The sequence below is a fragment of the Streptomyces sp. NPDC040405 genome, assembly GCF_055595765.1.
The window spans coordinates 76,558-102,546 of sequence record NZ_JBVIVI010000003.1 but is presented as its reverse complement, the minus strand read 5'-3'; the positions used below and the strand labels follow the sequence as shown (position 1 = coordinate 102,546).

Here is a 25,989-nt window from a genome sequence, read left to right as displayed (position 1 = left end):
GGACGTGGACCGCGCCACGCCCGAGCAGATCGCCGTGCTGGAGGAGTCGCTGCCGACGGCGAAGACCTCGCCGTACTATCTGGCCCTCGTCCACGATGTGACGGCGCTGCGCGAGCGGTCGCGGCTCTACACGCGATCATGTACGCGCCGCGCGGGCTCGACCGCCGCGACCGGGAGATCGCCGCGCTCGCCGTCTCGCGCGCAGGCGGCTGCGTGTACTGCGCGTCCGTGCACGCGCGGCGCTTCGCGCAGCTCGCCAAGGACGCCGGACCGGCGCGGGCGCTGCTCGACGCGGGCCCCGGCGCGGACCTGGGTACGGCGCGCCGCCGCGCCGTGGCCGACTTCGCGGTACGGCTCACCCGCGAGCCGAACCAGCCGCTCGATCTCACGGCGCTGCGGACGGACGCGGGTCTGGACGACACGGAGATCCTGGACCTCGTCCACGTCGTCGCCGTGTTCGCCTGGGCCAACCGTCTGATGCTCACCCTGGGCGAGCCCCGTACCCCGCGTTCCGGCACTTAAGGAGCACTCCGCATGACCGCCACACCCGACCACCCCCTCGTCGCAGCGGCCCACCGGCTGGCCGACGACGTCCTCTCCCCCGCGGCCGTAGCGCACGATCAGGAGGGCGTCACCCCCGAGGCCATCGACGCCGTCAAGGCGTCGGGGGTGCTGGGGGTCAACGCACCGGCGGCGTACGGCGGCGCGGAGGCCCCGGCGGCCGTCGGCCGGGAGATCGCCGAGATCCTGGCGGGCGCCTGCTGCTCGACGTTCTTCATCCAGGCCCAGCACCACACGCCGGTACGGACCCTGGCCACGGGCGAGGAGGCGGCGCGCGAGCGCTGGCTGCGCCCGCTGAGCGACGGCACCCTGCTCGCCGGGATCGCCTTCTCGCATCTGCGCGCCCACCCGAAGCTGCCCGTGCGGGCCACCCGGGTGGCGGACGGCTGGCGCTTCGACGGGCGCGTGCCCTGGTACACGGGCTGGGGGCGGAACGACCTGTTCCTGCTGGGCGGCGCCACCGAGGACGGCGAGGTGGTGTTCGGCGTCGTCGGCGCCCACGAGCAGCCGGGCCTCACCCCCACCGGCCCGCTCCGGCTCGCCGCGCTCACCGGTTCGCACACGGTTGGACTGCTGCTCGACGGGCTCGTGGTGCCCGACGAGGCGGTGGCGGTGCGGCTCCCGCACGAGCGCTGGGCGACAGAGGACCGGCCGAAGAACACCAACACCAACCCGGCCGTGTTCGGCGTGGCCCGCGCCGCCCTGGGCCTCCTCGACGCGTCCGGCGATGCCGAGGCGGAGGACACGGCGGGCGTGCTGCGGACCCGTCTGGACGCGGTACGCCGCGATGCCTACGCCCTGGTGGACGAGGTTCCGCCCGCCGAACGCCTGGACGACAGGCTCGCGGCCAAGACCCGGGCGTACGACCTGATGCGCGCCGCCACCACGGCCGCCATCGCCGCGGGCGGCGGCAGGGCCTTCGGCCTCTCCCACCCGGCCCAGCGCCTCGCCCGGGAGGGCCTGTTCCTCGTCGTCCAGGGCCAGACCCCCGAGGTCCGCACGGCCCACCTGGCGGCCCTGCGGGCCGACCGGACGTGACCGGAAAGGAATGGCCCTCACCGACGGGGGATGCGGTGAGGGCCAGCCACATTCAGTGTGGCACGGATGAAGGTCTGATGTACCCCTTCCGGACAACAAACTTGGCATATATCTACCACTTGACTCCCAGTCACCTCATCTGTCCCAACCGTCACAGCCCCCGCCGCGGGCCGGCGGCTCGGCGACGCCGAGGTAGTTCCGGCCGCCGGTCCGGACGCTCACCGACCACCCCCGCGCCGTGAGGTCGTCGGTGAGGGCACCGTGAGGACGTTCTCCTCCTCGGCGGCGGGGCCGTCGTCGATGAACCGGACGGGGCGGGGCGCGTGTGCGGTACGTACCCGGGCGAGGGCCAGCGCCTCGGCCGCCGCGTCGACAGCCGTCACCGACCGCGCCCGCGCCGCGAGCCTCGGCGTCCACTGGCCCGTTCCGCAGGCCAGCTCCAGCACATCCCCGGCGATGGGGAGGTCGTCGACGGCCGCCAGCAGTCCTCGCAGCTCTTCGCGCTCCGTGTAGGGCCGGTCGTACTCGGCCGCGCCCGCCCTGTAGTAGGTCTTCTGCTCCCTCAGGAGCGCGTCGTCATCCATGCGGGGGCCTCTCCTCCGGGGGTCCCGGCCACGGTCGGCCTTCGCCCTGGGGCAAGGTCAAGCGCCGAGGGCCCCGGCCAACTGCTCCTTGGCCTCGACCTGGTCGTGCAGCTTGGCGCAGGTCCGGTTGATCAGGCGGGACACGTGCATCTGCGAGATGCCGAGCTGCTCGGCGATCCGGCCCTGGGTCTCTTCGCGGAAGAAGCGCAAGTAGAGGATGCGCCGCTCGCGTTCCGGCAGGGCGCGCAGCTTCGGCTTGAGGGCCTCGCGCTGGATGACGCGGTCGTAGGAGGGCTCCGGCGCGCCAAGGGTGTCGGCGAGGGAGTACCCGTCCTCGGCGCCCGGCAGTTCGGCGTCCAGGGACAGCGCCGAGAAGCTCTCCATCGCCTCCATCCCCAGCAGCACTTCCTCCTCGCTCATCCCGGTGTGCCGGACGATGTCCGACACGCTCGGGGAGCGGTCGTCGGGTGTGCGGGTGAGGTCCTGGACGGCGGCGCGCACACGGTTGCGGAGCTCCTGCACGCGGCGCGGAACGTGCACACCCCACATGTGGTCCCGGAAGTGGCGCTTGATCTCGCCTACGACGGTCGGCACGGCGAAGCTCGCGAAGGCGCTGCCGCGGTCCGGTTCGTACCGCTTGACGGCCTTCACCAGCCCGAGCATGGCGACCTGCCGCAGATCCTCCGCGGACTCACCGCGGTTGCGGAACTGCCGGGCCAGCCGCTCCGCCATCGGCATCCAGGCGCGTACAACGTCCTGCCGCAGCGCATCCTTCTCGGGTCCTTCGGGCAGAGCGGCGATGCGCCGGAACTCGGCGGTGGTGTCGGGAGCGTCGTCGTGCGAGTGCTTACTGCGTGTATGTACGGCAGTCATGCGCCGGTCTCTCCCTCGTCGTGTGCGGTGGCACCGTGGGAGAAATCCGCCTGTGCGAGGTGGCTGGACAGAGCACACCCCGAGCAGCCGAACTGCTCCCATGGGCGTGCCTCCAGTCCGAAGCACACCATGCGCCTGCCCGGCGCGCGCACCCCCAAACAACCTCCCCCGCGGGCCCGGGTGCGGGGCATGATTCGATGGACACCTGCCTTCCGGGAGGTCCGGGCGATTCATGATCCGACGAGTACTCGCCGCCGTCGTGAGCCTGGGCGCGCTGCTCACCGTCCCCTCGGCCGCGCCCACGGTTTCGCGGCCCTTGACGGTGGCCACCGACAAGGGCGCGGTCGAGGGATCCGCGGCACACGGAGTCGGCCGGTACCTCGGCATCCCGTACGCCGCACCACCGGTCGGCGACCGGCGCTGGCAGCCGCCCGCGGCCGCGCCCGAGTGGCCGGGTGTCCGGTCGGCGGACCGGCCCGGTGCGCGCTGCGTCCAGACGGCGAGCGGCAGTCCGGGCACGAGCGAGGACTGCCTGTACCTCAATGTCTACGCCCCCGAACGGCGCACGGACCGGCCACTGCCGGTGCTGTTCTGGATACACGGCGGTGGCTTCATGAGTGGTTCGGGCGACCTCTACGACGGCTCGCTGCTCGCGCGGACCAACAACATCGTGGTCGTCACGATCAACTACCGGCTCGGTGTGTTCGGCTTCCTCGACCTGCCCGGGCTGAGCAAGCGGGGTGCGGGCAACTACGGTCTGCTCGACCAGCAGGCGGCCCTCCGCTGGACGCAGCGGAACATCGGCGCGTTCGGCGGGGACCCCGGCCGGGTGACGCTCTCGGGCGAGTCGGCCGGGGGCCAGTCCGTGTGCGCCCTGATGGCCTCGCCCCCGGCCCGCGGCCTGTTCGACCGCGCCATCATCCAGAGCGGCGGATGCCCGAGTCTCACGGCCGCGCAGGCCACCGCGCGGGGCAGGAGCTATGCCACCGCCGCGGGCTGCGGGAATCCGGCGACCGGCGTGTCCTGCCTGCGGGCAAAGCGGCCGGACGAGCTGCTGGCCGCCGGGCGCGACTTCGGTGGCATCCTGAACGGCCCGCTGCCCGTGTCCGGGGTTCCCGAACTGCCGGTCGCGCCGGGCGTGGCGGTGCGATCCGGCAGATTCGCCGACGTCCCCCTCCTCATCGGCACCAACCGCGATGAGACACGCAAGTGGGCACTGCCGTTCGCGCACGCCACCAAGGGCCAGTACGAGCGGGTGATCAGGCAGGGATTCGGCCGCCACGCCGACGGGGTGCTCGCCCGCTACCCCTACGGCGCCCGCGGTGACACGTACGACGCGGCGTACCCCCTCAGCGCGGTGTGGACCGACAGCAGCGTGTTCTACGGGATGGGCGGCTGCCAATACCGGCGCCTGGCGGGCCGGTTCGCGTCCGAGCAGCCGCGGACGTACTTCTACGAATTCGGCGACCGCAACCCGCCCTCGCACGGCCCCACCCAGCCCGGTTTCGCGGCGGGCGCGGCCCACGCAGCCGAGCTTCCGTACCTGTGGCCCGGCATGGCCCCGAAGCCGCTGACGCCGGAGCAGCGGAAACTGTCGCGGACGATGGTGCGCTACTGGGGCGCGTTCGTGAAGGACGCGAACCCCGCGACGCGAGGGCAGGCGGCGTGGCCGTCGTACCGCGGCGGCAAGCTCATGTCGCTGCTGCCCGGCGACCGCAGCAGGGCCGCCAACTCCGAGGTGTACTCGGCACGCCACCGGTGTTCCTTCTGGAACGGGATCGACTACGACTGGCTGACCACCGACCCGATGTACCTCGCCGAGCGGGCCGGGGTCGCCGCACGCTGACACGCGTAAGGACGGGCGCTCGACAAGCCCGAATGGTGTACGCATGTCCCCAGGCCTGGCGGCTCGCCCATGTCATCCTTTCCGGGCGCGACATGATCCGATGGACGGGAAGTGGCATGAGGGCTCACAAGACTCGGCAGGAACACGGGGGCGAGCACCGGACGCCCGCCCAGGTGGCGCCCTCTCCCGTCGCTGCCCATCCGCTGACCGTTCCGCAGGGCGCCGCGGGCGATGCGGCCGTTCACGCCGCGCTGGACCAGCGCGCCACTGGCGGGCCGGGTTCCGCGGCGGCCGAGGCTCATCCGCTGGCCGTCGTGCAGCGCGTCGAGGACGCGTCGGGAGCCGGACCGGACCCCGCGGTCGAGTCCGAGTACCGGCTCGGCACCGCCGCCGCGCTGGAACAGATCATCAACCACGACGTGAAGGAGCGGCTGGGCGCCGAAGGGCTGCGTCTGAGCATCGGCGGCGGGGGCGGGATGGCGGCGCCGCGGGCCGAGCGGCCCGTTCAGGACCTCGACCTGCGGCTTCACATCTCCGGCGCCCAGGGCCGTGATCCGGAGTTCCGCAGGCAGGTCGTCGCGTACCTCCAAGCCCTCCTGCAGGAGCAGGCGGAAAAGACCACCGAAGGCACGACAGTGCGGGGCACGTTCGGAGGGGCGGAGGTCAGCGTCACGCTGAGTGAAGTGCCCACGCAGACACGGAACATGGACGTGCATGACAGCTCCGCGCAGGGCCCCCTGACGGTCGTGGCATCGCTGCGCCCGGATGCGGGAGGTGGTGGCGTGGAGCCGGGAGATCTTCGGTGGCAACGGAATCCTGCTGGACCACGACATCGCCCGGTTCTTGACCGACGCCGAGGCCATCTACTCCTTCGAGGGCACCCGGGAGATGAACACCCTGATCGTCGGCAAGTCGATCACCGGCCACAGCGCCTTCGTGTGAGTCACTGGACCGTCCGGGGGACGCACGAGCCGGTCAGCGGCGCCGCCCGACGCGGCGCTCGTCCCACACCGGCTCCGGCGTCTCCCGGATGACGCCGTCCGCGCCGAAGACCAGGAAGCGGTCGAAGGAGCGCGCGAACCAGCGGTCGTGCGTGACGGCCAGCACGGTACCCTCGTACGCTCCGAGACCCTCCTGAAGCGCCTCCGCCGACTCCAGGTCCAGGTTGTCGGTCGGCTCGTCCAGCAGCAGCGCGGTCGTTCCGGCCAGTTCGAGCAGCAGGATCTGGAAGCGGGCCTGCTGGCCGCCGGAGAGCCGGTCGAAGAGCTGGTCGCCCTGGCGTTCCATCTCGTACCGCCGCAGGGCGCTCATCGCCCGGCCGCGGTCCCGGGCGTGCTCGGTCCACAGGATCTCGACGAGCGTGCGGCCGAGCAGCTCGGGGCGGACATGGGTCTGCGCGAAGTGGCCGGGCACGACGCGCGCACCCAGTTTCCACTCCCCCCGGTGGGCGACGCCCTCCCCGGCCAGAAGCCGCAGGAAGTGGGACTTGCCCGAGCCGTTGGACCCCAGGACGGCCACCCGCTCGCCGTAGAAGACCTCCAGGTCGAAGGGGCGCATCAGCCCCTCCAGCTCCAGTCCCCGGCAGATCAGCGCCCGGAGCCCGGTGCGTCCGCCCGCGAGGCGCATCGTGATGTCCTGCTTGCGCGGGGGCTCCGGCGGCGGGCCCGCCTCCTGGAACTTCCGCAGCCGCGTCTTCGCCGCCTGATACCGGGACGCCATCTCATCGCTGCGCGCCGCGTACCGCTGCATGTCCAGCACCAGACGCTTGAGTTGGGCGAGTTTCTCGTCCCAGCGCCGGCGCAGTTCCTCGAACCGTTCGAACCGCTCTTCCCGGGCCGTGTGGTACGTGGCGAAGCCGCCGCCGTGGACCCATACGTCGCTGCCCGCCGGGCTCGGCTCGACACTGACGATCCGCTCCGCCGCGTGGGACAGCAGTTCCCGGTCGTGGCTGATGAACAGCACGGTCTTGGGCGTCTCCCGGAGCCGCTCCTCCAACCACTGCTTGCCCGGTACGTCAAGGTAGTTGTCCGGCTCGTCGAGCAGCAGGACATCGTCGGGCCCGCGCAGCAGCGCCTCCAGCACCAGCCGCTTCTGCTCGCCGCCGCTGAGCGTGCGCACCTCGCGCCACTGCGCCCGCTCGTACGGCACCCCGAGCGCCGCCATGGTGCACATGTCCCAGAGCGTCTCGGCCTCGTAGCCCCGCGCCTCGGCCCAGTCGCTGAGCGCCTGCGCGTAACCCATTTGCGCTGCCTCGTCGTCCCGCTCCATGACCGCGAGTTCCGCCTCGTCCACGGCTCGGGCCGCCTGCCGCACCGCGGGCCGTGCCACCGAGACCAGCAGATCCCGCACCGTCCGCTCGTCCCGCACGGAACCGACGAACTGCGGCATCACGCCCAGTGAACCGCTGACGGTGACCGTCCCCTCATGCGGCTCCCGCTCCTTGGCGAGCAGCCCCAGCAGTGTCGTCTTGCCCGCCCCGTTCGGTCCCACCAGGGCGGCAACCGTGCCTTCGCCCACCCGGAACGACACATCGCCGAGCAGCAACCGCCCGTCCGGCAGGAAGTAGGTGAGATGCGCGGCCTCCAAATGTCCCATAACTCGGCATTCTCTTGTCACAACATCCTGACCAGCAAGTCATTTTCCGGAGGCGAGCCACCATGGAATGTGTGATTCCATTATTACTCACCGCAAGATCGAACTTGTGATCCACATCACATGCTCCATCTCCGTACCCCTGTGAAATGATGCCACCGGGTTGAACCCGGACGGCAATACGGCACATTACTTCTTCAGGTTCGGTAAGCCGTAATGGGGGAACGAAGAAATGCCGACAATGATTGTCATCGGACACCGGGACGGTCTCGACCAGGCATTGCAGCGCCGCGGATTAGAACCCTTCTACATCGCGCAGGCGCCGGTGAACACGCCCGAGGGGCGGAGGTTCACGCGCGTCGCGGACATGGAGAATGTCCAGGAAATCTTACGGGCCGTGCTCTCCGCGGACCTCGGTGAGGTGGCAGGGGTGCTGACCGTCCATGAAATGGGCGTGTTCGGGGCGGCCTGTCTGCGGCAACAGCTCGGACTCCCCGGGAACAGCGACGCGAAGACGGTCCTTTCCTTCCGGGACAAGTATCTCCAGAAGAGCAAGCTGCCGCCCCAGATCAGGCGGGCGCGCTGCCGACATATCTCCGGCGATACGCCGTTCAGCGAGCTCGCCGACGAACTGGGCGACGTCTTCGTCGTCAAACCGGCGACCGGGGCGGGCGCTCAGCGCACGAACATCATCCGCACCCCGGAAGAGTACGCACGGGCCCTGAAGCCCTTCTCGGGCGGGTCGGACGTCGAGATCGTCGCCGAGTCCTTCGTCGACGCCCCGGAGGTCTACGTCGACGGCATCTGGAAGGACGGCGGTCTGCACTGGTCGTCCATGAGCCGCAACCACATCTCCCCGCTCAGCGCCGTACAGGGCGGCGTCCTGGCCGCCCACATTCTGGACAGAAGGCAGCACTCGGAACTTTTCCAGCAAGCGGAGACACTTGCCGGGCAGTCACTTTCCGCCCTGAACGCGCCTGATTGCGTATTTCATCTCGAAGCATTCACGACCGAAGCCGGGCTGACGTTCGGTGAGTGCGCCATCCGCCTCCCCGGGGCGCTGTCCCCTCAGGTCAACAAACTGACCTTCGGCGTGGATCTCTTCGACGCCGAGATCAGCCTCGCGCTCGGCGAAGAGGTGACGGCCGGCGCTCCGGACGACACCGCTCCGGAGCGCTTCTACGGCTATATCCTGCTGCGCCGCCCCCAGGAGGGCACATTGACCCAGCAGGATTTCGAGCGGAACTTCCGTTTCGACGAGATCCAGTATTCCTCGTCCCCCGATACGCCGGTCGGGCCGTACGGCCGCGTCGGCCAGGCGATCGTATCCGACCAGGACGAACTGAAGCTCCAGCAGACGATCGAAAACATCGTGCGATTCAACGAGGCCGGCAGCGTATAGAGGAGGCTCATCCCGATGTCGGATCAACTTCGCGCTGCTACGCTTCCCGACCTGCTCGAGCGTGCGGCCGCTCACGACGCCTCCCGCGGAATCACCTTCGTCGGCGGTTCGTTCCTGTCCTATGCCGAACTGCGGGAAAGCGCCTGCCGAATCGCCCAGGGATTACGCGATGGCGGAACCGCCCCGGGCCACTCGGTACTGATCGCCGCCGATGATCCCGAGAATTTCTTCCGCGCCTTCTGGGGATGCCTGCTGGCCGGTGCCGTGCCGTGCCCGATCGCGCCGCCCGCGGACCCGTCCCGGTGGCAGGAGCGGTTGGAGCATCTGCGCACCCTGCTGGACGACCCGCTGATGGTTCTCTCCAAGGCGGCCCATGGAGTCCTGCCCGACGGCGGGCTGCGGACCGTGACCGTCGAGGAGCTGAGCCACGCCTCGGCCGGGCACCAGCCGCTCCACACACCCGCCCCGGACGATCTCGTCCTGCTGATGCTCACCTCCGGGTCCACCGGATCGAGCAAGGCGGTCAGGCTCACCCACGCCAATCTGCTGGCGGCGCAGGCCGGGAAGGCGGGGGCGCTGGAGCTGGGGCCCGAGGACACCTCGCTGAACTGGATCTCGGTCGATCACATCGCGGCGATCGAGGCGCATCTGCTGCCCATGCTGGGCGGCGCCGACCAGGTCATGACGACACCGGCCACGGTGCTGGCGGACCCCGTGGAATTCCTCCGGCTGCTCGCGGCCCACCAAGTGCGGGTGACGTTCACCCCCAACTTCCTGTTCGGGCAGATCAATCAGGCCCTCGCGGGGCGGCCCGTCCCGCGGCGGGAGTTCGACCTCTCGCGGGTGCGGCACATCATCTCCGGCGGTGAGGCCACCGTGACCGCCACCGTACGGACCTTCCTGCACACCCTTTCCCGCTACGGGCTGCGGGAGGACGTGATCGTGCCCGCGTTCGGGATGACCGAGACCTGCGCGGGCAGCGTCTTCAACCGCGAGTTCGCCACCCGCGACGGGGAAGCGGAGTTTCCCCCGCTGGGCCACCCGATAAGTGGGCTGCGGATCCGTATCGTCGGCGGCGACGGCGCGGTACGGGCCGCCACCGACCGGCCCGGCGGCACCGGGTCGGGCGAGGTGCAGTTGCGCGGCCCGATGGTCACCGGCGGATACTTCGGCGACAAGCGGGCCACCGCGGAGGCGTTCACCCCCGACGGCTGGTTCCGCACCGGCGACCTGGGCCACCTCGACGCCGAGGGCCGGTTGACGCTGGACGGCCGTACGAAGGACTCCATCATCGTCAACGGCGTCAACTACTACAGCCACGATCTGGAAGCGGTCCTGGACGAGCTGGACGGGGTGAAGCGCGGACAGGTCGCGGCCTTCCCGGTCCGGCCGGCGGGCGCCGACTCCGAACAGCTCGCCGTCGCGTTCGTCCCGGCGGGCGATCCCGCGGACGACACGGCCGTCTACCGGACCCTCGTGGCGATCCGCAGCTCCACGGTGCTGCACTGGGGGTTCCGGCCTCAGCTGATCCTCCCCGTCGCCGAGGCCGACATCCCCCGCGGCAACCTGGGCAAGGTCCAGCGGCCGAGGCTGCGCGCGGCCGTCGAGGCCGGGAGCCTGGAGGCGGCGGCCCGCCGGTCGGACGCGGTGACCGCCCGGTTCCTCGGCGGCTACGTGGCGCCGGAGGGCGAGGACGAGACGACGCTGGCGGGCCTCTACGCCCGCGTACTGAACACCGAGCGGGTACCGGCGACCGCCAGCTTCTTCGACCTGGGCGGAACCTCGCTGGACGTGCTGCGGCTCAAGCTGGAGATCCAGACGGAGTTCGGCATCGCCGATGTGCCGATGTCGACGCTGCTCCAGGCCCCGACCGTGCGGGCCCTGGCCCGCAGACTGGGCGCCGGGCAGGGCGCCGGAGGCGATGCCGCCTACGACCCGCTGGTGCCGCTGCAGATCACCGGGGACGGGACGCCGCTGTTCTGCGTCCACCCCGGCCTGGGAGAGGTGCTGGTGTTCGTCAACCTCGCCCAGTACTTCACCGGCGAGCGGCCGTTCTACGCGCTGCGGGCACGCGGGTTCGGGCAGGGCGAGAGCCACTTCGGGTCGTTCGCCGAAATGGTGTCCACCTATGTGGCGGCGATCCGGCGCACGCAGCCCAGCGGCCCGTACGCCCTCGCGGGGTACTCCTACGGCGCGGCCGTGGCGTTCGAGATGGCCAAGCGGCTGGAGGCCGACGGCGACGAGGTGAAGTTCGTGGGCGTCTTCAACCTGCCGCCGCGGATCTCCGACCGCATGAACGAGATCACCTTCACCGACGGCGCGATCAACCTGGCGCTGTTCCTCGAACTGATCAGCCCGGCCGACGTCGAGGAGCTGACCGCCACCCTCCGTCCGCTGCCCGAGGCCGCCCAGCTCGCCCAGCTGATCGCGCACGCGCCACAGCGTCGTCTGGCCGAACTGGACCTGACGCTGGGGCAGTTCACCACCTGGGTGCACCTGGCCCAGAGCATGGTGGGGCTGGGCCGCACCTACGAACCATCCGGGTCGGTCGGGCGGGTCGACGTCTTCTACTGCACTCCACTGCGCGGCACCACGGAGGAGTGGCTGAACGGCCAGCTGCGCCACTGGGACGAGTTCACGCGTGACCGCAACACCTATATCGAGGTCGACGGGGAGCACTACACGCTGATGAGCCCGCGGCATGTGCGGACCTTCCAGGCGACGTTACGGCGGGAGCTGGCCCGCGCGCTCGGCTCCGACCGGACCGACGCCACCGCCGACACCACCGGGAGCCGCTGACCATGCGGGGCAGGAAGATTCTCATCACCGGGGGAACCGGGCAGGTGGCGAGGCCCGTCGCCGAAGCGCTCGCCGCCGAGAACGAGGTGTGGTGTCTGGGCCGGTTCGGCGACCGCGGCGCCCACAAGGCGCTGCGGGAGTCGGGTGCCCGCACGGTCACCTGGGACATGGCCACCGATGAACTGGAGGGCCTGCCGAGGGACTTCACCCATGTCTTGCACTCGGCGGTGCACCGGGGCGACGGCCGGGATTTCGAGGAGGCCGCGCGCGTCAACGCCGTCGGCACCGCGCGGCTGATGACACACTGCTCGACGGCCGAGTCGTTCTTGTACGTCTCGTCAGGCGTGGTCTACGACCGGGCCGACGCCAGCCATCGGTACCGGGAGAGCGATCCCCTGGGCGGCGCGGCCCCGTGGCTGCCCACGTACCCCATCGCCAAGATCACCGCCGAAGGGGTGGTGCGCGGCCTCGCCGAATCACTCGCGCTGCCCGCGGTGATCGCTCGTCTCAACATCGCCTACGGCCCGTACGGCCACGGCGGCGTACCGATGATCCTGTTCAACGAGATGCGCCGGGAACAGCCGTGCGCGGTTCCCCGCCAGGGGCAGAACTACTGCAACCTGCTGCACACCGATGATGTCGTCCGCCAGGTTCCGCTGCTGTGGGATGCGGCGGGGGTACCCGCGAGGGTGGTGAACTGGGGCGGTGACGAGGAGGTCGGCATCACCGACCTGCTGGAGTACATGTCCGCGCTCACCGGGGTGCCGGTCCGGCTGGACCGCGGCGACTACAGCCGGGAAACCGCGATCTTCGACCAGACCGTCCGCCGCGACCTGATCGGCGCGTGCACGGTCGGCTGGAAGACCGGCATCGCCCGCACCCTGGCCGCCCTGTTCGAGGAATACCGCGACCGTATCGACGCGTACGCCGACACGCGCGCCGACGTGCGTGTCGACGCGCATGCCGACGACCACGCGGCCGAGATGTCCGACTGACCAGGAGGAGTGGCGAAGCATGCGCAGGTCCGCAGATATCGACGCGCTGGAGCACACGCTGTGCGCCGCCCTCGGCTCCCGGGCGCCCGTGTGTTCCCTGGACCGGCTGGGCCTGGCCGACGCGCTCGCCGCCATGGACGCGGACGCCACGGTGGCCGAGCGCCCGACCCTGGTCGGCGGCGGATCCTGGTACGGCCCGACCAGCCCCGCCCCCAGCCCGCACACCGCCGACGAGCTGGTCCGCCGGGCGGAGGGGCTGGGGGTGTCGCAGATCCTCGTGCCCCATGTGCGCCGTACCGATGACACGGGCGCGCTGCGGGCGGCCGGATTCGTTCCCGTGGCGGCCGGGAGCGAGTGCGTCGTCCGGCTCGCCGGGGAGGTGGACGACGCCCTGCGCGGCCGCGTGGGCGCCGGCCAGCTCCGGGATCTGCGCCGCCGCCACCGCGCGGTGTCCCGGGACGCCACCTGGGAGCGGATCCCCTTGACCGAACTCGACGCCAAGCCCTGGGCGCGCGACGCCTTCGTCGCCCTTCACGAGCGCCGGGCCGAGCGCCACGGCGACCGCCACAACCTGTACACCGCCGACGCCCTCGACGCGCTGGCACACGGTGTGCCCGGGGATCGCACCGAGATGTTCGTGCGCCGCGCGGAGAACACCGTGGTGCAGGCCGGGCTCCTCACCAGGTCCCACAACGGCCGCGGGATCTACCTCCTCACGCAGGCCATCGACCACGACGACCGCCTCGCGCGGCGCAACCTCTTCGTGGCGTCCCTGTACCGGCTGTACCACCACGCCCGGCGCTCCGGCCTGGACTGGGTCCACCTCGGCCGGGGCGATGCCGCCCGCATGCGGCGCCTGGGTGCCGACCTGTTCGTCCCCCTCGACCACTGGCTGCGAGCACCCGGCCTCGCGGCTCCGGCCGAGGAGGAGCAGCGGGAGCGGACACTGTCGGAGTTCGCGGCGCCGCCCCTCACGACGGTGCCGGTTCCGGGCCCGGCCCGCTTTCGCCATCGGCCGCGGTTCGACCTGCTCGACCTGTCGAGCAACACCAATCCGTTCCTGGGCGCGGAGAGCCACTACCCCGAGCTGGACACGGCGGAGCTTGCCCGGACGTACCTGGCCACCGTCTCCGAACTGCCCGGCCACCACGGCCTCGGTGCCCTGAGCGCGGACCATCTGCTGTTCACCAGCGGGGCGGTCGACGGCGTCATGCTGCTCCTGGCGGCGCTGGCCTCGCCCGGGGAGGGCGTCTGCGTCACGCCTCCCACCTTCGAGCTGTACGCCCACTTCGCCCGTCTGCTGCGGCTGCCCGTCACCGAGGTGCCGCTGCGCGGCGAGGATCTGTCCCGGCTCGGCACGGAGGAGATCCTGGCGGCCGACCCGCGGGTCACCATCCTGTGCGATCCGAACAACCCCGTCGGGACGCGGCTCGATCCGGCGCAGGTGCGCACTCTGGCGGCCCGCGGCCGGGGGCTGGTGGTGATCGACGAAGCCTATGTGGAGTTCAGCGAGAAGCCTTCGTACGCCGAGTGGATCGACCGGTACGACAACCTCATCGTGCTGCGGACGCTCTCGAAGGCATGGGGCCTGGCGGGCGCGCGCTGCGGGGTCGTCCTCGCGCGGCCCGGCATCATCGAGGCGCTGCGGCGGGTGCAGGTGCCCTTCGGGTTCACCAACGCTTCGCAGCGCGCCGTACGGGACCGGCTGACCAGCTCCCGGCAGGTGCTCGCCACCGTGCGGCACATCCGTGCCGAGCGTGACCGGATGGCCGTCGTACTGTCCGATCACCCGGCGGTGGACCGGGTGTTCCCCTCGGAGGCCAACTTCCTGCTGGTCCGCCTCCATAAGCACGAGCGCGTCATGGACCAGCTGCGCGCCGCGGGCATCCTCGTCGCCGACACCGGCCGCCTGGTCCCCGATACCTGCCGCATCACCATCGCCGATCGGCACGGATGCGCCGCGCTGCTCGACGCGCTTTCCTCCGCCCTGTGACATCAGGACCGAAAGGATTTGGTTCGTGGTTAAGGATTCGCACCCCGATGACCCCCTGGCCGCCACCGTCGTCGCCGAGGGATTCGCCCGCTGGAGCCCCCCGCTGAAGGAGGAATTCGACACCAACGCCACGAGCGACCGCGTGGGGCAGTCGCTGCTGAAGGAGAGCGATACGGCACGTATCTGGGAAACCCGGCTGTCACCGGGAGAACGGCTTCCCGTCCATCGGCATGTGCGGGATTACCTCTGGATAGCCCTCACCGACGGCCGGGCCCGACAGCACAACAGCGACGGAAGTACGCGGGAGATATCGTTCGTCCGAGGCCAGACCCGTTCTTTTCCCTGCGCCTCGGAGCGATATCACCTGCACGACCTGAAGAATATCGGCGATGATGTGCTGTCGTTCCTGACCGTCGAGACCCTATGAGGGTTGCCCGGCGCCCTTCTTGGTGACCACGAACCGGTCGACGACCAGGTAGTCGATCTCGGTGGCGAGGAAGCACTCCAGCGCGTCCCGCGGCGAGCAGACGATGGGCTCACCGGCCACGTTGAACGAGGTGTTGAGCAGGCAGGGCACGTCCGTACGCGCGGTGAAGGCGCGCAGCAGTCCGGCGAGGGCGGGGTTCTGCCGCTCGTCGACCGTCTGGACGCGCGCCGTGCCGTCGACGTGGCAGGCGCCGGGGATCCGCTCCCGGTACTCCTTCCGCACCGGGAAGACGAAGGTCATATAGGGGGACGAGGTCTTCTTGCCCATCTCGAAGACCCGTGGCGCCTCGGACGCCAGCACGACCGGCGCGAACGGGCGGAAGGGCTCCCGGTGTTTCACCCGGAGGTTGATGAGGTCCTTGATGTCGGGGAAGGACGGGTTGGCGAGGATGCTGCGGTTCCCCAGGGCACGCGGCCCGAACTCGGCGCGGCCCTGGAACCAGCCCACCACGTTCTTCCCGGCCAGCAGCTCCGCCGTCCGGTCCGCGACCGAGGCGGCGTCGGGCTCCTCCTGCCACTCGACGCGGTCCGCGTACTCCGCCAGCGCGTCCAGGACGTGCCGCTCGTCGTACGAGGGCCCGAGGTAGGGGGTGGTGACCGCGTCGCCGGGCCGGTTCCTGAGCCCGGCGGCGTACACGGCGGCACCGATGGCGACGCCCGGGTCGCTGGCGCCGAAGCTGACCTCCATGCCGGTGAACGGCGACCTCTCCAGCATCTTCGTGTTGGCCACGCAGTTGAGCGCCAGGCCGCCCTCGAAGAGCAGGGTGTCCAGATCGGAGGCGGCGGTCAGCGTCCGTAGCTGATGCGCGGTGACGGCCTCGACCATGTGCTGCGCCAGTCCGGCGACCTTGACCCGGAAGTCGAACTCCTCGCGCTTCTCGCTGTCACCGCCGAAGACGCTGTCGAACAGCGCGTAGTAGGCCGGGATGTCCGCGGGGATGGCGAGGGTGTACGAACCGTTCTCGTGCAGCCGCACGACGCGCTCCAGCAGGGGGTTGTGCTGGGGCGACGGGCCGTAGGCGGCGAGCCCCATCACCTTGTACTCGTCGTTGTTGGGGACGAACCCCAGATAGCGGGTGATCCTTCCGTAGGCCACGCCGAGCGAGCTGGTCATGTCGACGGTGCTGTCGTCGAAGAGGCGCACCACGCCGTTCCGCAGCTCGCCCATGACCGAGGACAGGGTCTCCGCCCGGCCGTCGCTCACCAGGAAGGCGGCGTCGCCCCCACCGGCCAGGTAGGCGCCGCACATGAGGTGGGCCAGGTGGTGGGGCACCAGCACGAGCTTGTTGGGGTCCAGCTCGTAGCCGGTGCGCCGGACGAAGTCCTGGTAGATCGCCTCGGGGCTGAGCATGCCGGTGTACAGCTCGCCGAGGCGCCGCAGCGAGTCGAACTTCGCCGCGACCGGTATGCCGGTGCCGCATATCGCGGAAATCATTTCCTCGGCCACGGTCGGCGAAAAGCGCCAGGGAAACGCGAAGACATCCACCTGGCCGAGGTCGACACCAGCCGAGTCCAGACACCAAGTGATGGCGTTCGCCGGGAAATCCGAGGTCTTCTTGACCCGGCTCAGCCGCTCCTCCTCGACGGCGGCCACCACTTCGCCGTCGATCGTCAGGGCCGCCGCGGCGTCATGACCCACCAAAAGGTTACGGCCGACCCCCGTGGCCCCGTAGAGCCGACCGAATAATTCCGCACCCGTGGTGAATCCGTTGTAACCGAGAACGATCACTGGCGTTCAGCCTCCCCAGCACGACAGCGGCAACAGGAAGAACAGGCTACTCGGCCTACTCCCGCAGACCGATGGCGTGCACCGGAGCCGTGCGCAGCGCCCATCGGGTGGGCAGCAGGATCGCCAGCGCGCCGATCGCGGCCGTCGCCGCGACGATCCCCAGGTACAGCAGCGGGGGAATGTACGGCAGGGGCGATCCGGTCAGTCCGAGGCTGACGGTGACCAGCGGAAGCAGGGGCACCACGCTGCCGATGACCACCGCGGTGATCACCACGATGACCGTCTCCACCTTCATCATGCGCATCACCTGCCGGGCGGGGGCGCCCACCAGCCGGAGCAGGGCGAACTCCCGGATGCGGCCCAGGGTCGCCATCACCAGCGTGTTGGCCACCGAGATGGCCAGGTATCCGAAGACCAGGGCCAGCGGCAGGGCGCTGGTGAGCACGCTGGAGGACGCCTGGCTCTCCTGAGCGGCCGACAGACCCGACTCGTCGAGGACATCGGTCCCGGGGTAGCGCTTGCCGAGGTCCTCGAGCCCCGCCTTGACCTTGTCCTTGTCGGCACCGGGCGCCGCCTTGACGAAGACGGTGTCGTCCAGACGCTTATTGCTGTGGTCGAGAACGGTCTGCTGCGGCAGGGTGACGTCGCCGAAGCCCAGGCCCCGTTTGTAGACCGCCACCACGACCGGTTTGGCCTCGACGCCGTCGGGCAGATGCAGCCGGGCCCGCTCCCCCACGCCCACACCCAGAGTGCTGGCGGCGCCGCTGCTGAGGGCCACGGTCCCCTTGCGCAGTCGGTTCACGCTGCCGTCGGTCACCTCCAGGTCCATGTTCTTCTCCAGCCCCCGGGAAGTGACCCCCTGGGCCTGGTACTCGAAGATTTCCGGCGAGTCCAGCACCGCGCGCGAGGCGGACAGCTCCACCCGCATGACGCCCGTGGCCGCGGCCACGCCGGGCACCCGGGCCGCGTCCTCGACCGCGGGCATGGGGACACCGCCCGCTTGGCCGTTGAGGGTGAAGTCGGCCACGATGCCCTGCTCCGCCTGGTCCTGGGCGGCCTCGGCGGTCGTGGTGGGGATGACCAGCTGCACCATCGCGAATCCGATCGCGAGCGTCAGCGGGCCGATACCGGCCGCCAGCCGACGGGCGTTGGCCCGGGTGTTGGCCACCGCGAGCCAGCCGTGCGGGCCGGTGCGCTTGCGGACCGGCCGGGCCAGCAGCCGGGTCGAGAGGGCCACCACCGGGGGGCTCAGGAGCAGCACCGCGATCACCATCACCAGGCCGCCGGAGCCCGCTCCGGCCACGGCGAAGATGCTGCCGAAGAACAGCGGCAGCAGGGAGGCGGCGACACCGAGCAGGAACAGCAGCACACCGAGGAACACCCGGCCCCGGCCCAGCTTCGGCTGGTCCATGGCCGCCTCGCCCATCGCCTCCACCGGGCGGATGGCCACCGCCTTCCGGGCGACCCCGAGGGCCGCCACCTCGGCGGCGACGATTCCGGCGAACACGGCGACCAGCATGGGGATCGGCCCGTAGGAGAACGAGAAGTCCTCGGGCACCATGCCGATGGTGGTCAGCGCCGCCCGCATCAGCTGGGCGACCAGGATTCCGGGGAAGCAGCCGAGCACCGACGCCACCGACGAGACGAGTAACGCCTCGGCGGCCATCATCTTGTAGATCTGCCGGGGAGTGGCGGCGACGGCGCGCAGCAGCGCCAGCTCCCGGCGGCGCTGGTGCACGCTGAGCGCGAGGGTGCTGGACACCACGATCATCGCGATGAGGATGACGACGGCGCCGAGCGAGCCGGCCATTTCCTGGAGGTCGCTGCGGGCGGTGGCCACATCGGGGTTCTCCACCTGGCTGCGGTCCGAGCCGGTGCGGGTGTTGATGTCCTGGCCGTCCAGCTTGTCCTTGATCCGGCCCGCGAGCTCCCCCGCGTCGGTTCCCGGCGCGGCGACGACGCCGACCGCCCGCACCCGGCCGGGGTCGCCGGACAGCCGCGCCGCGTCGGACTCGGTGAAGAAGACGGGAGCGGAGCGCAGCTCTTCGTCCGAGGACTTGAGGGTGGCGACGCCCGTGACCTTGAACGTGGCGGCGGCCTCGGTGGTCGCCAGCTTCACCCGGTCGCCGGGAGAGAGGTCCGCCCGGTCGGCGAGGTGCGCGTCGAGCACGACCTCACCGGACCGCCGCGGCGCCCGTCCGTCCGTCAGTTCGAAGGGGCCCAGGGCCGCGCTCGCCCAGCCGTGCCCGGTGGACGGCCGCCCGTTGTCGGCCTCGACCAGGTCGCCGGACCCGTTCACCACCTGGGCGGGGAAGCTGACGTCGCCGACGGCCTCGCGGACGCCCGGCACCCGGGCGATCTTGCCGACCAAGTCGCGGTCCAGGGCGGCCGGTTCGGCCAGCGGCTTCTCCTTGGTCTTGCCGTCATGGACCTTGAAGGTCTGTTTGCCGCTGACGACGACGGCGGCTCCCGCGTAGCGCTGGGTCGGCACGCCGGATCCGATGCCCGACTGGAGAAGGATGCCGAACGCGGTGACCAGGGCGGACGCGCCGACCAGCGCGACGAAGGCGCCGACGAGCCCCGCCTTGCGCTCCCGGAGCGTCATGCGCACGAGTCGGAAGATCACCGGTCACCACTCCCCGAGGCGGGTCATGCGCTCCGCCACTCGTTCGGGTGTCGGGGACTCCATCACCTCGGCGAAGCGGCCGTCGGCGAGGAAGACCACCCGGTGTGCGTGGGAGGCCGCGACGGGGTCGTGCGTGACCATCACCACCGTGTGCCCGGTGGTGTCCACGACGTGGCGCAGGAGCTGGAGGACCTGCCGACCGGTGCGGGTGTCCAGGGCTCCAGTCGGTTCGTCGGCGAAGATGACCTCCGGACGGGTGATCAGGGCCCTGGCGATGGCGACCCGCTGCTGCTGGCCGCCGGATAGCTGGGAGGGCCGGTGGCCCATGCGGTCGGCCAGCCCGACCTGGTGCACGACCTGCTCGAACCAGGCGGGTTCCGGCGACCGCTCGGCGAGCATCATGGGCAGGGTGATGTTCTCCGCCACCGTCAACGAGGCCAGCAGGTTGTACGCCTGAAAGATGAACCCGACCCGTTCCCGGCGGAGCATCGTCAGTTCGGCCTCGTTCAGCCTCGCCAGGTCCGTGCCGCCCAGATACACCGCGCCGGAGCTGGGCCGGTCGAGGCCCGCCGCGCAGTGCAGGAAGGTGCTCTTGCCCGCGCCGGAGGGGCCCATGACGGCGGTGAAGCTGCCCCGGTCGAAATCGATGGTCAGGTCGCGCAGGGCCGAGACCTGCCCCGCGCCCCGGCCGTATGTCTTGCTGACGCCCTGCAGCTGGACGGCCCAGCGGCTTTCGGGTCCCGGCTCGCCGATCCCCATGGTCGCGTCCTGAGTCCCGCCGCCGACTGCCCGGCCGGCACCCCCACGTTGAGCCACCGCCGCATCCCCCTTGAAGAAGAGTTTTCCGTTGTCCGCACTCACGCTAGAGGCGCGCGGCGCCCGGCGACACGGCGTGCACTGGTAGATAAAAGGTGCAGCTTGCTGCCCCTCCCCCGGTCGCTCGCCGAGACCCGGCGGTGAGCGAATTTCCGGTGATAAAGTGCGCTCGACCTATGCGGAGGGGGCGGGGCGGGGATGACTGTGGATTCCCACAGAACGATCTACGTGGGCTCCGTTCGGATGATGACCTGGCAGGCATTCGTCAGCCGGTTCCTCACGTCCGTGCCGTACGTGCTGGTCAGCGGCGGTACCGCGCTGGTCTGCCTGTTCGGTCTCTACGCGCTGGTCTTCGTCTTCGCGCTGAGCCTGCTGGGCCCGGGCCTGCTGCTGTTACCCGCCTCCCTGATGCGATTACGCCGCAGTGCCGACGCCCATCGCCACCGGGCGGGAACGGTGCTGGGCGGCGAGATCCGGTCGGACTACCGCACGCCCAAGGGCGGTGTGCTGATCCGGGCGCACACCATGCTGACCGACCGGGCCACCTACGCCGATCTCCTCTGGCTGCCGCTGCACGCGCTCTTCGGCCTCTTCACCTGCGCTCTGACGCTCAGTCTGTGCGTGGGAGCGGTGAGCTGGATGACCACTCCGCTGTGGTGGGTCCTGGTGCCGAAGGCCCAGTTCCTCTTCTGGGAGATCAACTCCTGGGCGGATTCGCTGGGAGCGGTGATCGTCGGCCTGGCCTACGCCGCGCTGGCCGCGTTCATCGTGCCGACGCTGGCACGCTCCCACGCGCGGATGACCCGGTTCATGCTCAAGGCACGGCGCCGGAAGGTGACGCTCGCGCGGCGGATCGAGGAGCTGACGGCAACACGCGCCGAGGCCCTCGACGCCCACGCCGCGGAGCTGCGGCGCATCGAGCGCGATCTGCACGACGGCGCACAGGCCGGTCTGGTGAGCATCTCGCTGCGGCTGGGCCTGATCAAAATGGCCGTGGCCCAGCGCCCGGAGCAGCTGCCGGAAATGATCGACCGCACCCATGAGCTGGCCGAGCAGGCCCTCACCCAGCTGCGGCAGGCCGTGCGCGCCATCTACCCGCCGATCCTCGTCGACCACGGGCTGGCCGAAGCGGTGCGGTCGCTCGTCGCCGCCTGCCAGGTGCCCACCGAGCTGGACGTCGACATGGCCGCGGCGGACGGCCGCGCCCCGGTCGCCGTCGAGTCCGCCGCGTACTTCGTGATCTCCGAGGCCCTGACGAATGTCGCCAAACACAGCGGCGCCACCCAGGCCCAGGTCCGGTTGCACACCGTGGGGAACAGCATCCTGATCACGGTGTGGGACAACGGCCGGGGCGGGGTGTCGGAGGACGCCGGAAGCGGGATCCGGGGCATCAGGCGCCGCGTCGCGGCCTTCGATGGGACCACCGAGCTGACCAGCCCCGACAAGGGGCCGACCACCCTTCGAGTGGAGCTGCCGTGCGGATCGTGATCGCCGAGGACAACACCCTGCTGAGGGAGGGAATCTCACTTCTGCTGACCAACGCCGGGCATGAGATCTGCGCGATGGTGGCCGACGGCGACAGCCTGCTGCCCACGCTGCTGGAGCACCGCCCGGACATCGCCGTGCTGGACGTCCGGCTGCCGCCGACCTTCCGGGACGAGGGGCTGCGCGCCGCGATGGCCGCCCGGGCAGAGATCCCCGGCCTGCCGGTGCTGGTGCTGTCGCAGTACGTCGAGCAGGCGTACGCGTCCAAGCTGCTCGCCCAGGGCGCCTCCGGGGTGGGGTATCTCCTGAAGGACCGGGTCGGCCGCATCGAGGAGTTCCTTCAGGCGCTGGACCGGGTGGCGGACGGCGGGGTGGCGATGGACCCCGAGGCGATCTCGCAGCTCATGGTCCGCAGGACCCGCAACGACCCGCTGGCCGCGCTCAGCGCGCGGGAGCGCGAGGTGCTGTCGCTGATGGCCGAGGGGCATGGCAACACCGCCATCGGAGAACTTCTGTTCATCGCCGAGACCTCGGTGAACAAGCACATCGGGAACATCTTCAGCAAGCTCGGCCTGCCCACCACCGACGGCGGCCACCGACGGGTGCGCGCGGTGCTCACGTACCTCAACGCCAGCAACGCGTGAACGAGGGGTGTGCCGGGCGTTCCCGGTCACACCCCTCGACACCGGTTCGTGTGCCGGTCGCTGCGTTCAGCTCACGGCGGCCCGGATGGCCGCACCGGCCTCCTGGGTGCTGAGCGTGCCACCGAGGTCGGGCGTGCACCGGTAGTCGGCCAGCGTGCTGCGCACGGCCTCGCGCAGCGCGTCGGCCTCGGCGGTGAACCCCCGGTCGCGCAGCATCAGCGCGGCGCTCAGCACCGCGCCCGCGGGGTTGGCCAGTCCCTTGCCGACGATGTCCGGAGCGCTGCCGTGCACCGGCTCGTACAGCCCCGCCCCGGTCACCGGGTTGATGTTCGCCGACGCCGCCGTGCCCAGGCCGCCCGCCAGTTCGGCGGTCAGATCGCTGAGGATGTCGCCGTAGGAGTTGTTGGTGACGATCACGTCGAAGGACGGGGCGTCGGTGACCAGCCGCATCGCGGCGGCGTCCACGTACAGATGGGTCGACTCCATGTCGGGGTGGCGGGCGCTCGCCTCTCGCCAGCAGCGCTGCCAGAGCCGGCCGCCGGAGCGCACGGCGTTGGACTTGTCCACCATGCACACCGAACGGCGGGCGATGGAGTAGGCGTACTCGATCACCCGGGAGACTCCCAGGAAGGTGCTCACGTCCTGGTCGATGGCGACCTCGTCCGGGGTGCCCGCGCGCAGTGTGCCGCCGATGCCGGAGTAGAGGCCCTCGGTGTTCTCGCGCACGACGGCACAGTCGATGCCGCGCTTGGACTCGGTACGGAGCGGGCTGAGCCGCTCGTCGAGCAGGACCGCGGGCCGGTAGTTGACGAACAGATCCAGCTCGGTGCGCATGCGCAGCAGCACGCCGCGGGCGTACTCCGTCGAGGTGACCCGCGGGTCCCCCACGGCGCCGAACAGCACGGTCCCGGCGGCGCGGATCCGTTCGAGTTCGTCGTCGGTCATGGCCACGCCGCTCTCCAGGAAGCGGCCGCCGTTGATGTCCTCCATGAAGGTGAACTCCAGGCCGATGCCCAGCTCTTGGAGGACCTTGACGGCTTCCTCGGTCACTTCGGGGCCGATGCCGTCCCCAGGTATCACAACGATGTTCTGCACAGTCCCCGTCCTCAGGTTCGATCGTGATCCTCGGTACCGGCTCGCTGCGCTCAGCCTGCCCGCCCCGCCGGGCGTCCACCATGTCTTTAAGGAGGCGGCAAATAGGGCAGGTGGGGCACGTGGACTCCGTGGGTGCGGGGGTTACCGGGGCAGTCCGGCCGACCGGAAAGATGCAGTTTTCTGCACCTCGGAACTGGAGATCACTCTCCTGTGCCGGGCCCCAACTCTGCGTAGAGTCCCGGGAGTCGGCGCAGCCGCGCCTGACACTCACCTCGTACCGCACGGGACTCAGCCATGTCACAGACCTCGGGATGGAAGCCCGGCGACGAACGCCCCTTATGGCCGTGGATACTGCTGGTCATCATCGCGGTGGGCGTCTGCATCAACGTGGCTCTCACCGTCTGAGCCTTGCCGGACACACGGACGCGCGGAGGGGTTGTCCCCCTCCGCGCGTCCACAATTCGGTCAGCTCCGGTCAGAATTCACGGAGGCCCATTCAGGCGGCCAAATCGTGATAGAGTAAGGCACTTCCCAGCGGCGTCAGCGAGTGCTGGACCTTGTTGAACGTGCGTATCGTGGTGATCAGCCCCGCCTTTCGCAGCACACCGGTGTGTTGACTGGCGGCCGCCGCGGAGATTCCCACTCTTTCCCCGAGTTCCGTCGTGGTGCAGCTGTCGGTCAGGGCTCGGAGCACCGCCGCTCTCGTCCGCCCCAGCAGTGCGCCCAGCGCATGCTCGTTGCTTTCACCGACGTCCCACAGCGGGGCGGCCCACGTCTGCTTCACCGGTATCGGATAGGCCAGCATCGGCCGGTCCGCGTCCTCCTTGTCGGCGAACAGGACGGGCTGTCTGGAGTGGAGGAACAGGGCGGGTACGAGCAGCAGTCCGTCCTTCTCGAGCAGCACGTCCGCGCCGTTCCCCGGCACCTCGAGCACCGGCGACTCCCAGTGGAGGGAGGGGTGGAGCGTGCTCATCAGCCTGTCGACCCCGCCGCTGAGCAGGAGTTGCCCGCGGGCCGCGCGGTCGACCTCCAGCCGTCCGGCGATGCGCTTCCAGTACGGGGCGATGGCCAACCGGTAGAACGCCCCCAGGTCCTTGACCACTTGGGGTCTGCCCTCGGCGCCCGCGGGATCGGTGACGGAATCCGCTGTCTGGCGCACAAGACGATAGATGTCCGGAAAGGGACGTATCGTCTGGGCTAACGCAACCAGTTCGCGCGCACGCGGCACCGTGAGGGCCTTCTTTCGCCACCCGTCGAACACGGCCCCGCCCCTGCCTGTACACAGCAGGTCCAGAGCGAAAAGGGCTTCGACGAGTTTCTCTGGACTCGCCGACATTCGCGTCCTCGCGAGACTTTCGTGCGTAAAACTGATGCGCCGCATACCCCCACCTCGACGACGACCTGCTGCCGCACAAGCGTTTACCGCCCGCGACGCTACCACGGCCTTCGACCCACCGGCGATCTCCTTCGCCAGGCCGACTCCGCCCGGCAACCGGGAGGTCATTAATGGGGGACCAAAAGAGGAGCGATTGCCCGTCATGCCCGGGAAGCGGCCTAAGCAAGGCGGTTAATTCGCGTCAGGCAAGCGTGGATCAAGCCGGGATCGGAGCCTGCGGCCATGTCGACGATCTCTCCCCGGCGCAAGAAGACCACACTGTCCGCGCGGGCCGCCGCGGCCGGATCATCGGTGACCATTACCGCGGTCAGCCGACAGGAATCTACAATTCCGCGTAACCCGGCGGACAACGCATTCACATCCCTTCCCGGGGCGGCGGCCAGCAGGAGCGCGGGCGTGGTGGCGGCCTCCCGCGCCACCGCCAACCGCTGGCGCGCCGCCGACGACAGGGCGGCCACCCGCCTCCGCCGGCTCCACCACAGCCCCGCGCCGTGGTACACCCGCGACAGCACCGACGCATCGACTTCCGCCCCGCGTTGTTCCACGACATCCCGGACCCGGCCCTGCCGGGGCAAATCTTCCACCGGTGCCACAAAGGCCGCTCTCGGTTTTTCTCCGGTTCCCCAGCTCACGCTTCCGGCGGCCGGTTTCACCTTTCCCGCGATGACGCCCAGCAATGCGGATTTCCCGGACCGGGGCGGCCCCATTACCGCGACGAAGCGGCCCGGGCGGACGCCCAGCGTCACATTCCGAAGAACTCCGCCCCCCGCCCCGCCCTGAACGTTTATCGTGGACACATCGTCAAGAGCAAATGCCATGTCCGGTCGGCCGACAGGGTCCGGGTATTCCACGTGCCCCGCCATCTATGCACCTTAACCAGTAGAGCGGCATGCTTCAGAGACCCCCGGAAAAGAAGCGGCTGACGAGGAGAATCTACTGTCTTTCGAGGATTCTGAACATGGTGCAGGCACCCCGGCGCGGGTGCAGACAGCCGTACCCGCCGGGGCGAGCGGGGGGCTCTCTCGGCGC

20 protein-coding genes and 1 pseudogene are annotated in these 25,989 nt (G+C 70.3%); 11 read left to right on the top strand and 10 right to left on the bottom strand.

The window, feature by feature from the left end; translation table 11 throughout:
- The first annotated feature begins 138 nt into the window (after nt 1–138).
- Complete coding sequence (locus ACZ59A_RS14510; RefSeq protein ID WP_470958105.1) at nt 139–522, top strand: peroxidase-related enzyme; 384 nt, start codon at nt 139–141, stop codon at nt 520–522.
- 12 nt (nt 523–534) lie between these two features.
- On the top strand, nt 535–1,599 hold the full coding sequence (locus ACZ59A_RS14505) for an acyl-CoA dehydrogenase family protein (RefSeq protein ID WP_470958102.1): 1,065 nt from the start codon (nt 535–537) through the stop codon (nt 1,597–1,599).
- Between the two features lie 218 nt (nt 1,600–1,817).
- On the opposite strand, the gene ACZ59A_RS14500 is transcribed toward ACZ59A_RS14505, so the two are convergent.
- Nucleotides 1,818–2,183 carry a class I SAM-dependent methyltransferase gene (locus ACZ59A_RS14500; RefSeq protein WP_470958099.1) on the bottom strand — a complete coding sequence of 122 codons (366 nt, stop codon included), beginning with the start codon at nt 2,181–2,183 and terminating at the stop codon, nt 1,818–1,820.
- Between the two features lie 57 nt (nt 2,184–2,240).
- A complete protein-coding gene (locus ACZ59A_RS14495; protein WP_470958096.1) occupies nt 2,241–3,056 on the bottom strand; it encodes a SigB/SigF/SigG family RNA polymerase sigma factor in 816 nt (271 codons plus the stop codon).
- Between the two features lie 232 nt (nt 3,057–3,288).
- On the opposite strand from ACZ59A_RS14495, the gene ACZ59A_RS14490 reads away from it, so the two are divergent.
- Nucleotides 3,289–4,902 (top strand): carboxylesterase/lipase family protein, encoded by a 1,614-nt coding sequence (locus ACZ59A_RS14490; RefSeq protein WP_470958094.1) that lies wholly within the window; start codon nt 3,289–3,291, stop codon nt 4,900–4,902.
- On the opposite strand, the gene ACZ59A_RS14485 is transcribed toward ACZ59A_RS14490, so the two are convergent.
- Complete coding sequence (locus tag ACZ59A_RS14485) at nt 4,839–5,492, bottom strand: hypothetical protein (RefSeq protein WP_470958091.1); 654 nt, start codon at nt 5,490–5,492, stop codon at nt 4,839–4,841. The two genes, ACZ59A_RS14490 and ACZ59A_RS14485, sit on opposite strands and share 64 nt — an antisense overlap.
- 169 nt (nt 5,493–5,661) lie before the next feature.
- Between ACZ59A_RS14485 and ACZ59A_RS14480 the strand changes: the two are divergent.
- Nucleotides 5,662–5,844, top strand: a pseudogene (locus ACZ59A_RS14480) (acyl-CoA dehydrogenase family protein); the annotation flags it as partial.
- A 33-nt stretch (nt 5,845–5,877) separates the two neighbouring features.
- Here the strand turns inward: ACZ59A_RS14480 and ACZ59A_RS14475 are convergent.
- The gene (locus ACZ59A_RS14475) at nt 5,878–7,497 is read right to left on the bottom strand and encodes an ATP-binding cassette domain-containing protein (protein ID WP_470958088.1); all 1,620 of its coding nucleotides are present in this window, start codon (nt 7,495–7,497) and stop codon (nt 5,878–5,880) included.
- Nucleotides 7,498–7,726: 229 nt separating this feature from the next.
- Between ACZ59A_RS14475 and ACZ59A_RS14470 the strand changes: the two genes are divergently transcribed.
- The 5 genes from ACZ59A_RS14470 to ACZ59A_RS14450 are packed head-to-tail and all read left to right on the top strand — an operon-like array spanning nt 7,727 to nt 15,110.
- Nucleotides 7,727–8,896, top strand: a complete 1,170-nt coding sequence (locus tag ACZ59A_RS14470; protein WP_470958085.1) for an ATP-grasp domain-containing protein — start codon at nt 7,727–7,729, stop codon at nt 8,894–8,896.
- Between the two features lie 15 nt (nt 8,897–8,911).
- Nucleotides 8,912–11,695 carry an AMP-binding protein gene (locus tag ACZ59A_RS14465; protein ID WP_470958082.1) on the top strand — a complete coding sequence of 928 codons (2,784 nt, stop codon included), beginning with the start codon at nt 8,912–8,914 and terminating at the stop codon, nt 11,693–11,695.
- 2 nt (nt 11,696–11,697) lie between these two features.
- Nucleotides 11,698–12,690, top strand: coding sequence for an NAD-dependent epimerase/dehydratase family protein (locus ACZ59A_RS14460; protein WP_470958079.1), 993 nt, complete (start codon nt 11,698–11,700; stop codon nt 12,688–12,690).
- Between the two features lie 19 nt (nt 12,691–12,709).
- The gene (locus ACZ59A_RS14455; protein ID WP_470958077.1) at nt 12,710–14,683 is read left to right on the top strand and encodes an aminotransferase class I/II-fold pyridoxal phosphate-dependent enzyme; all 1,974 of its coding nucleotides are present in this window, start codon (nt 12,710–12,712) and stop codon (nt 14,681–14,683) included.
- A 25-nt stretch (nt 14,684–14,708) separates the two neighbouring features.
- A complete protein-coding gene (locus ACZ59A_RS14450) occupies nt 14,709–15,110 on the top strand; it encodes a cupin domain-containing protein (RefSeq protein ID WP_470958074.1) in 402 nt (133 codons plus the stop codon).
- Here the strand turns inward: ACZ59A_RS14450 and ACZ59A_RS14445 are convergent.
- Genes ACZ59A_RS14445 through ACZ59A_RS14435 form a run of 3 tightly spaced genes read right to left on the bottom strand, consistent with a single transcriptional unit; the run spans nt 15,105 to nt 20,283 of the window.
- Complete coding sequence (locus tag ACZ59A_RS14445) at nt 15,105–16,898, bottom strand: carbamoyltransferase family protein (protein WP_470958071.1); 1,794 nt, start codon at nt 16,896–16,898, stop codon at nt 15,105–15,107. The two genes, ACZ59A_RS14450 and ACZ59A_RS14445, sit on opposite strands and share 6 nt — an antisense overlap.
- A 55-nt stretch (nt 16,899–16,953) precedes the next feature.
- Nucleotides 16,954–19,524 (bottom strand): ABC transporter permease, encoded by a 2,571-nt coding sequence (locus ACZ59A_RS14440; protein WP_470958068.1) that lies wholly within the window; start codon nt 19,522–19,524, stop codon nt 16,954–16,956.
- Between the two features lie 3 nt (nt 19,525–19,527).
- Complete coding sequence (locus tag ACZ59A_RS14435; RefSeq protein WP_468048442.1) at nt 19,528–20,283, bottom strand: ABC transporter ATP-binding protein; 756 nt, start codon at nt 20,281–20,283, stop codon at nt 19,528–19,530.
- A 255-nt stretch (nt 20,284–20,538) separates the two neighbouring features.
- On the opposite strand from ACZ59A_RS14435, the gene ACZ59A_RS14430 reads away from it, so the two are divergent.
- Entirely contained in the window at nt 20,539–21,828 is a 1,290-nt protein-coding gene (locus ACZ59A_RS14430; RefSeq protein WP_470958065.1) for a sensor histidine kinase, read from the top strand.
- Nucleotides 21,816–22,469, top strand: a complete 654-nt coding sequence (locus tag ACZ59A_RS14425) for a response regulator transcription factor (RefSeq protein WP_470958062.1) — start codon at nt 21,816–21,818, stop codon at nt 22,467–22,469. The genes ACZ59A_RS14430 and ACZ59A_RS14425 overlap by 13 nt, the downstream gene beginning before the upstream one ends.
- 66 nt (nt 22,470–22,535) lie before the next feature.
- On the opposite strand, the gene ACZ59A_RS14420 is transcribed toward ACZ59A_RS14425, so the two are convergent.
- The 3 genes from ACZ59A_RS14420 to ACZ59A_RS14410 all read right to left on the bottom strand — a co-directional run bounded on the left by ACZ59A_RS14420 (nt 22,536) and on the right by ACZ59A_RS14410 (nt 25,706).
- Nucleotides 22,536–23,564, bottom strand: a complete 1,029-nt coding sequence (locus ACZ59A_RS14420; protein ID WP_470958059.1) for an isocitrate/isopropylmalate dehydrogenase family protein — start codon at nt 23,562–23,564, stop codon at nt 22,536–22,538.
- 496 nt (nt 23,565–24,060) lie between these two features.
- On the bottom strand, nt 24,061–24,825 hold the full coding sequence (locus ACZ59A_RS14415) for a winged helix-turn-helix domain-containing protein (RefSeq protein ID WP_470958056.1): 765 nt from the start codon (nt 24,823–24,825) through the stop codon (nt 24,061–24,063).
- Between the two features lie 293 nt (nt 24,826–25,118).
- A complete protein-coding gene (locus tag ACZ59A_RS14410) occupies nt 25,119–25,706 on the bottom strand; it encodes an ATP-binding cassette domain-containing protein (RefSeq protein WP_470958053.1) in 588 nt (195 codons plus the stop codon).
- Nucleotides 25,707–25,989 lie beyond the last annotated feature (283 nt).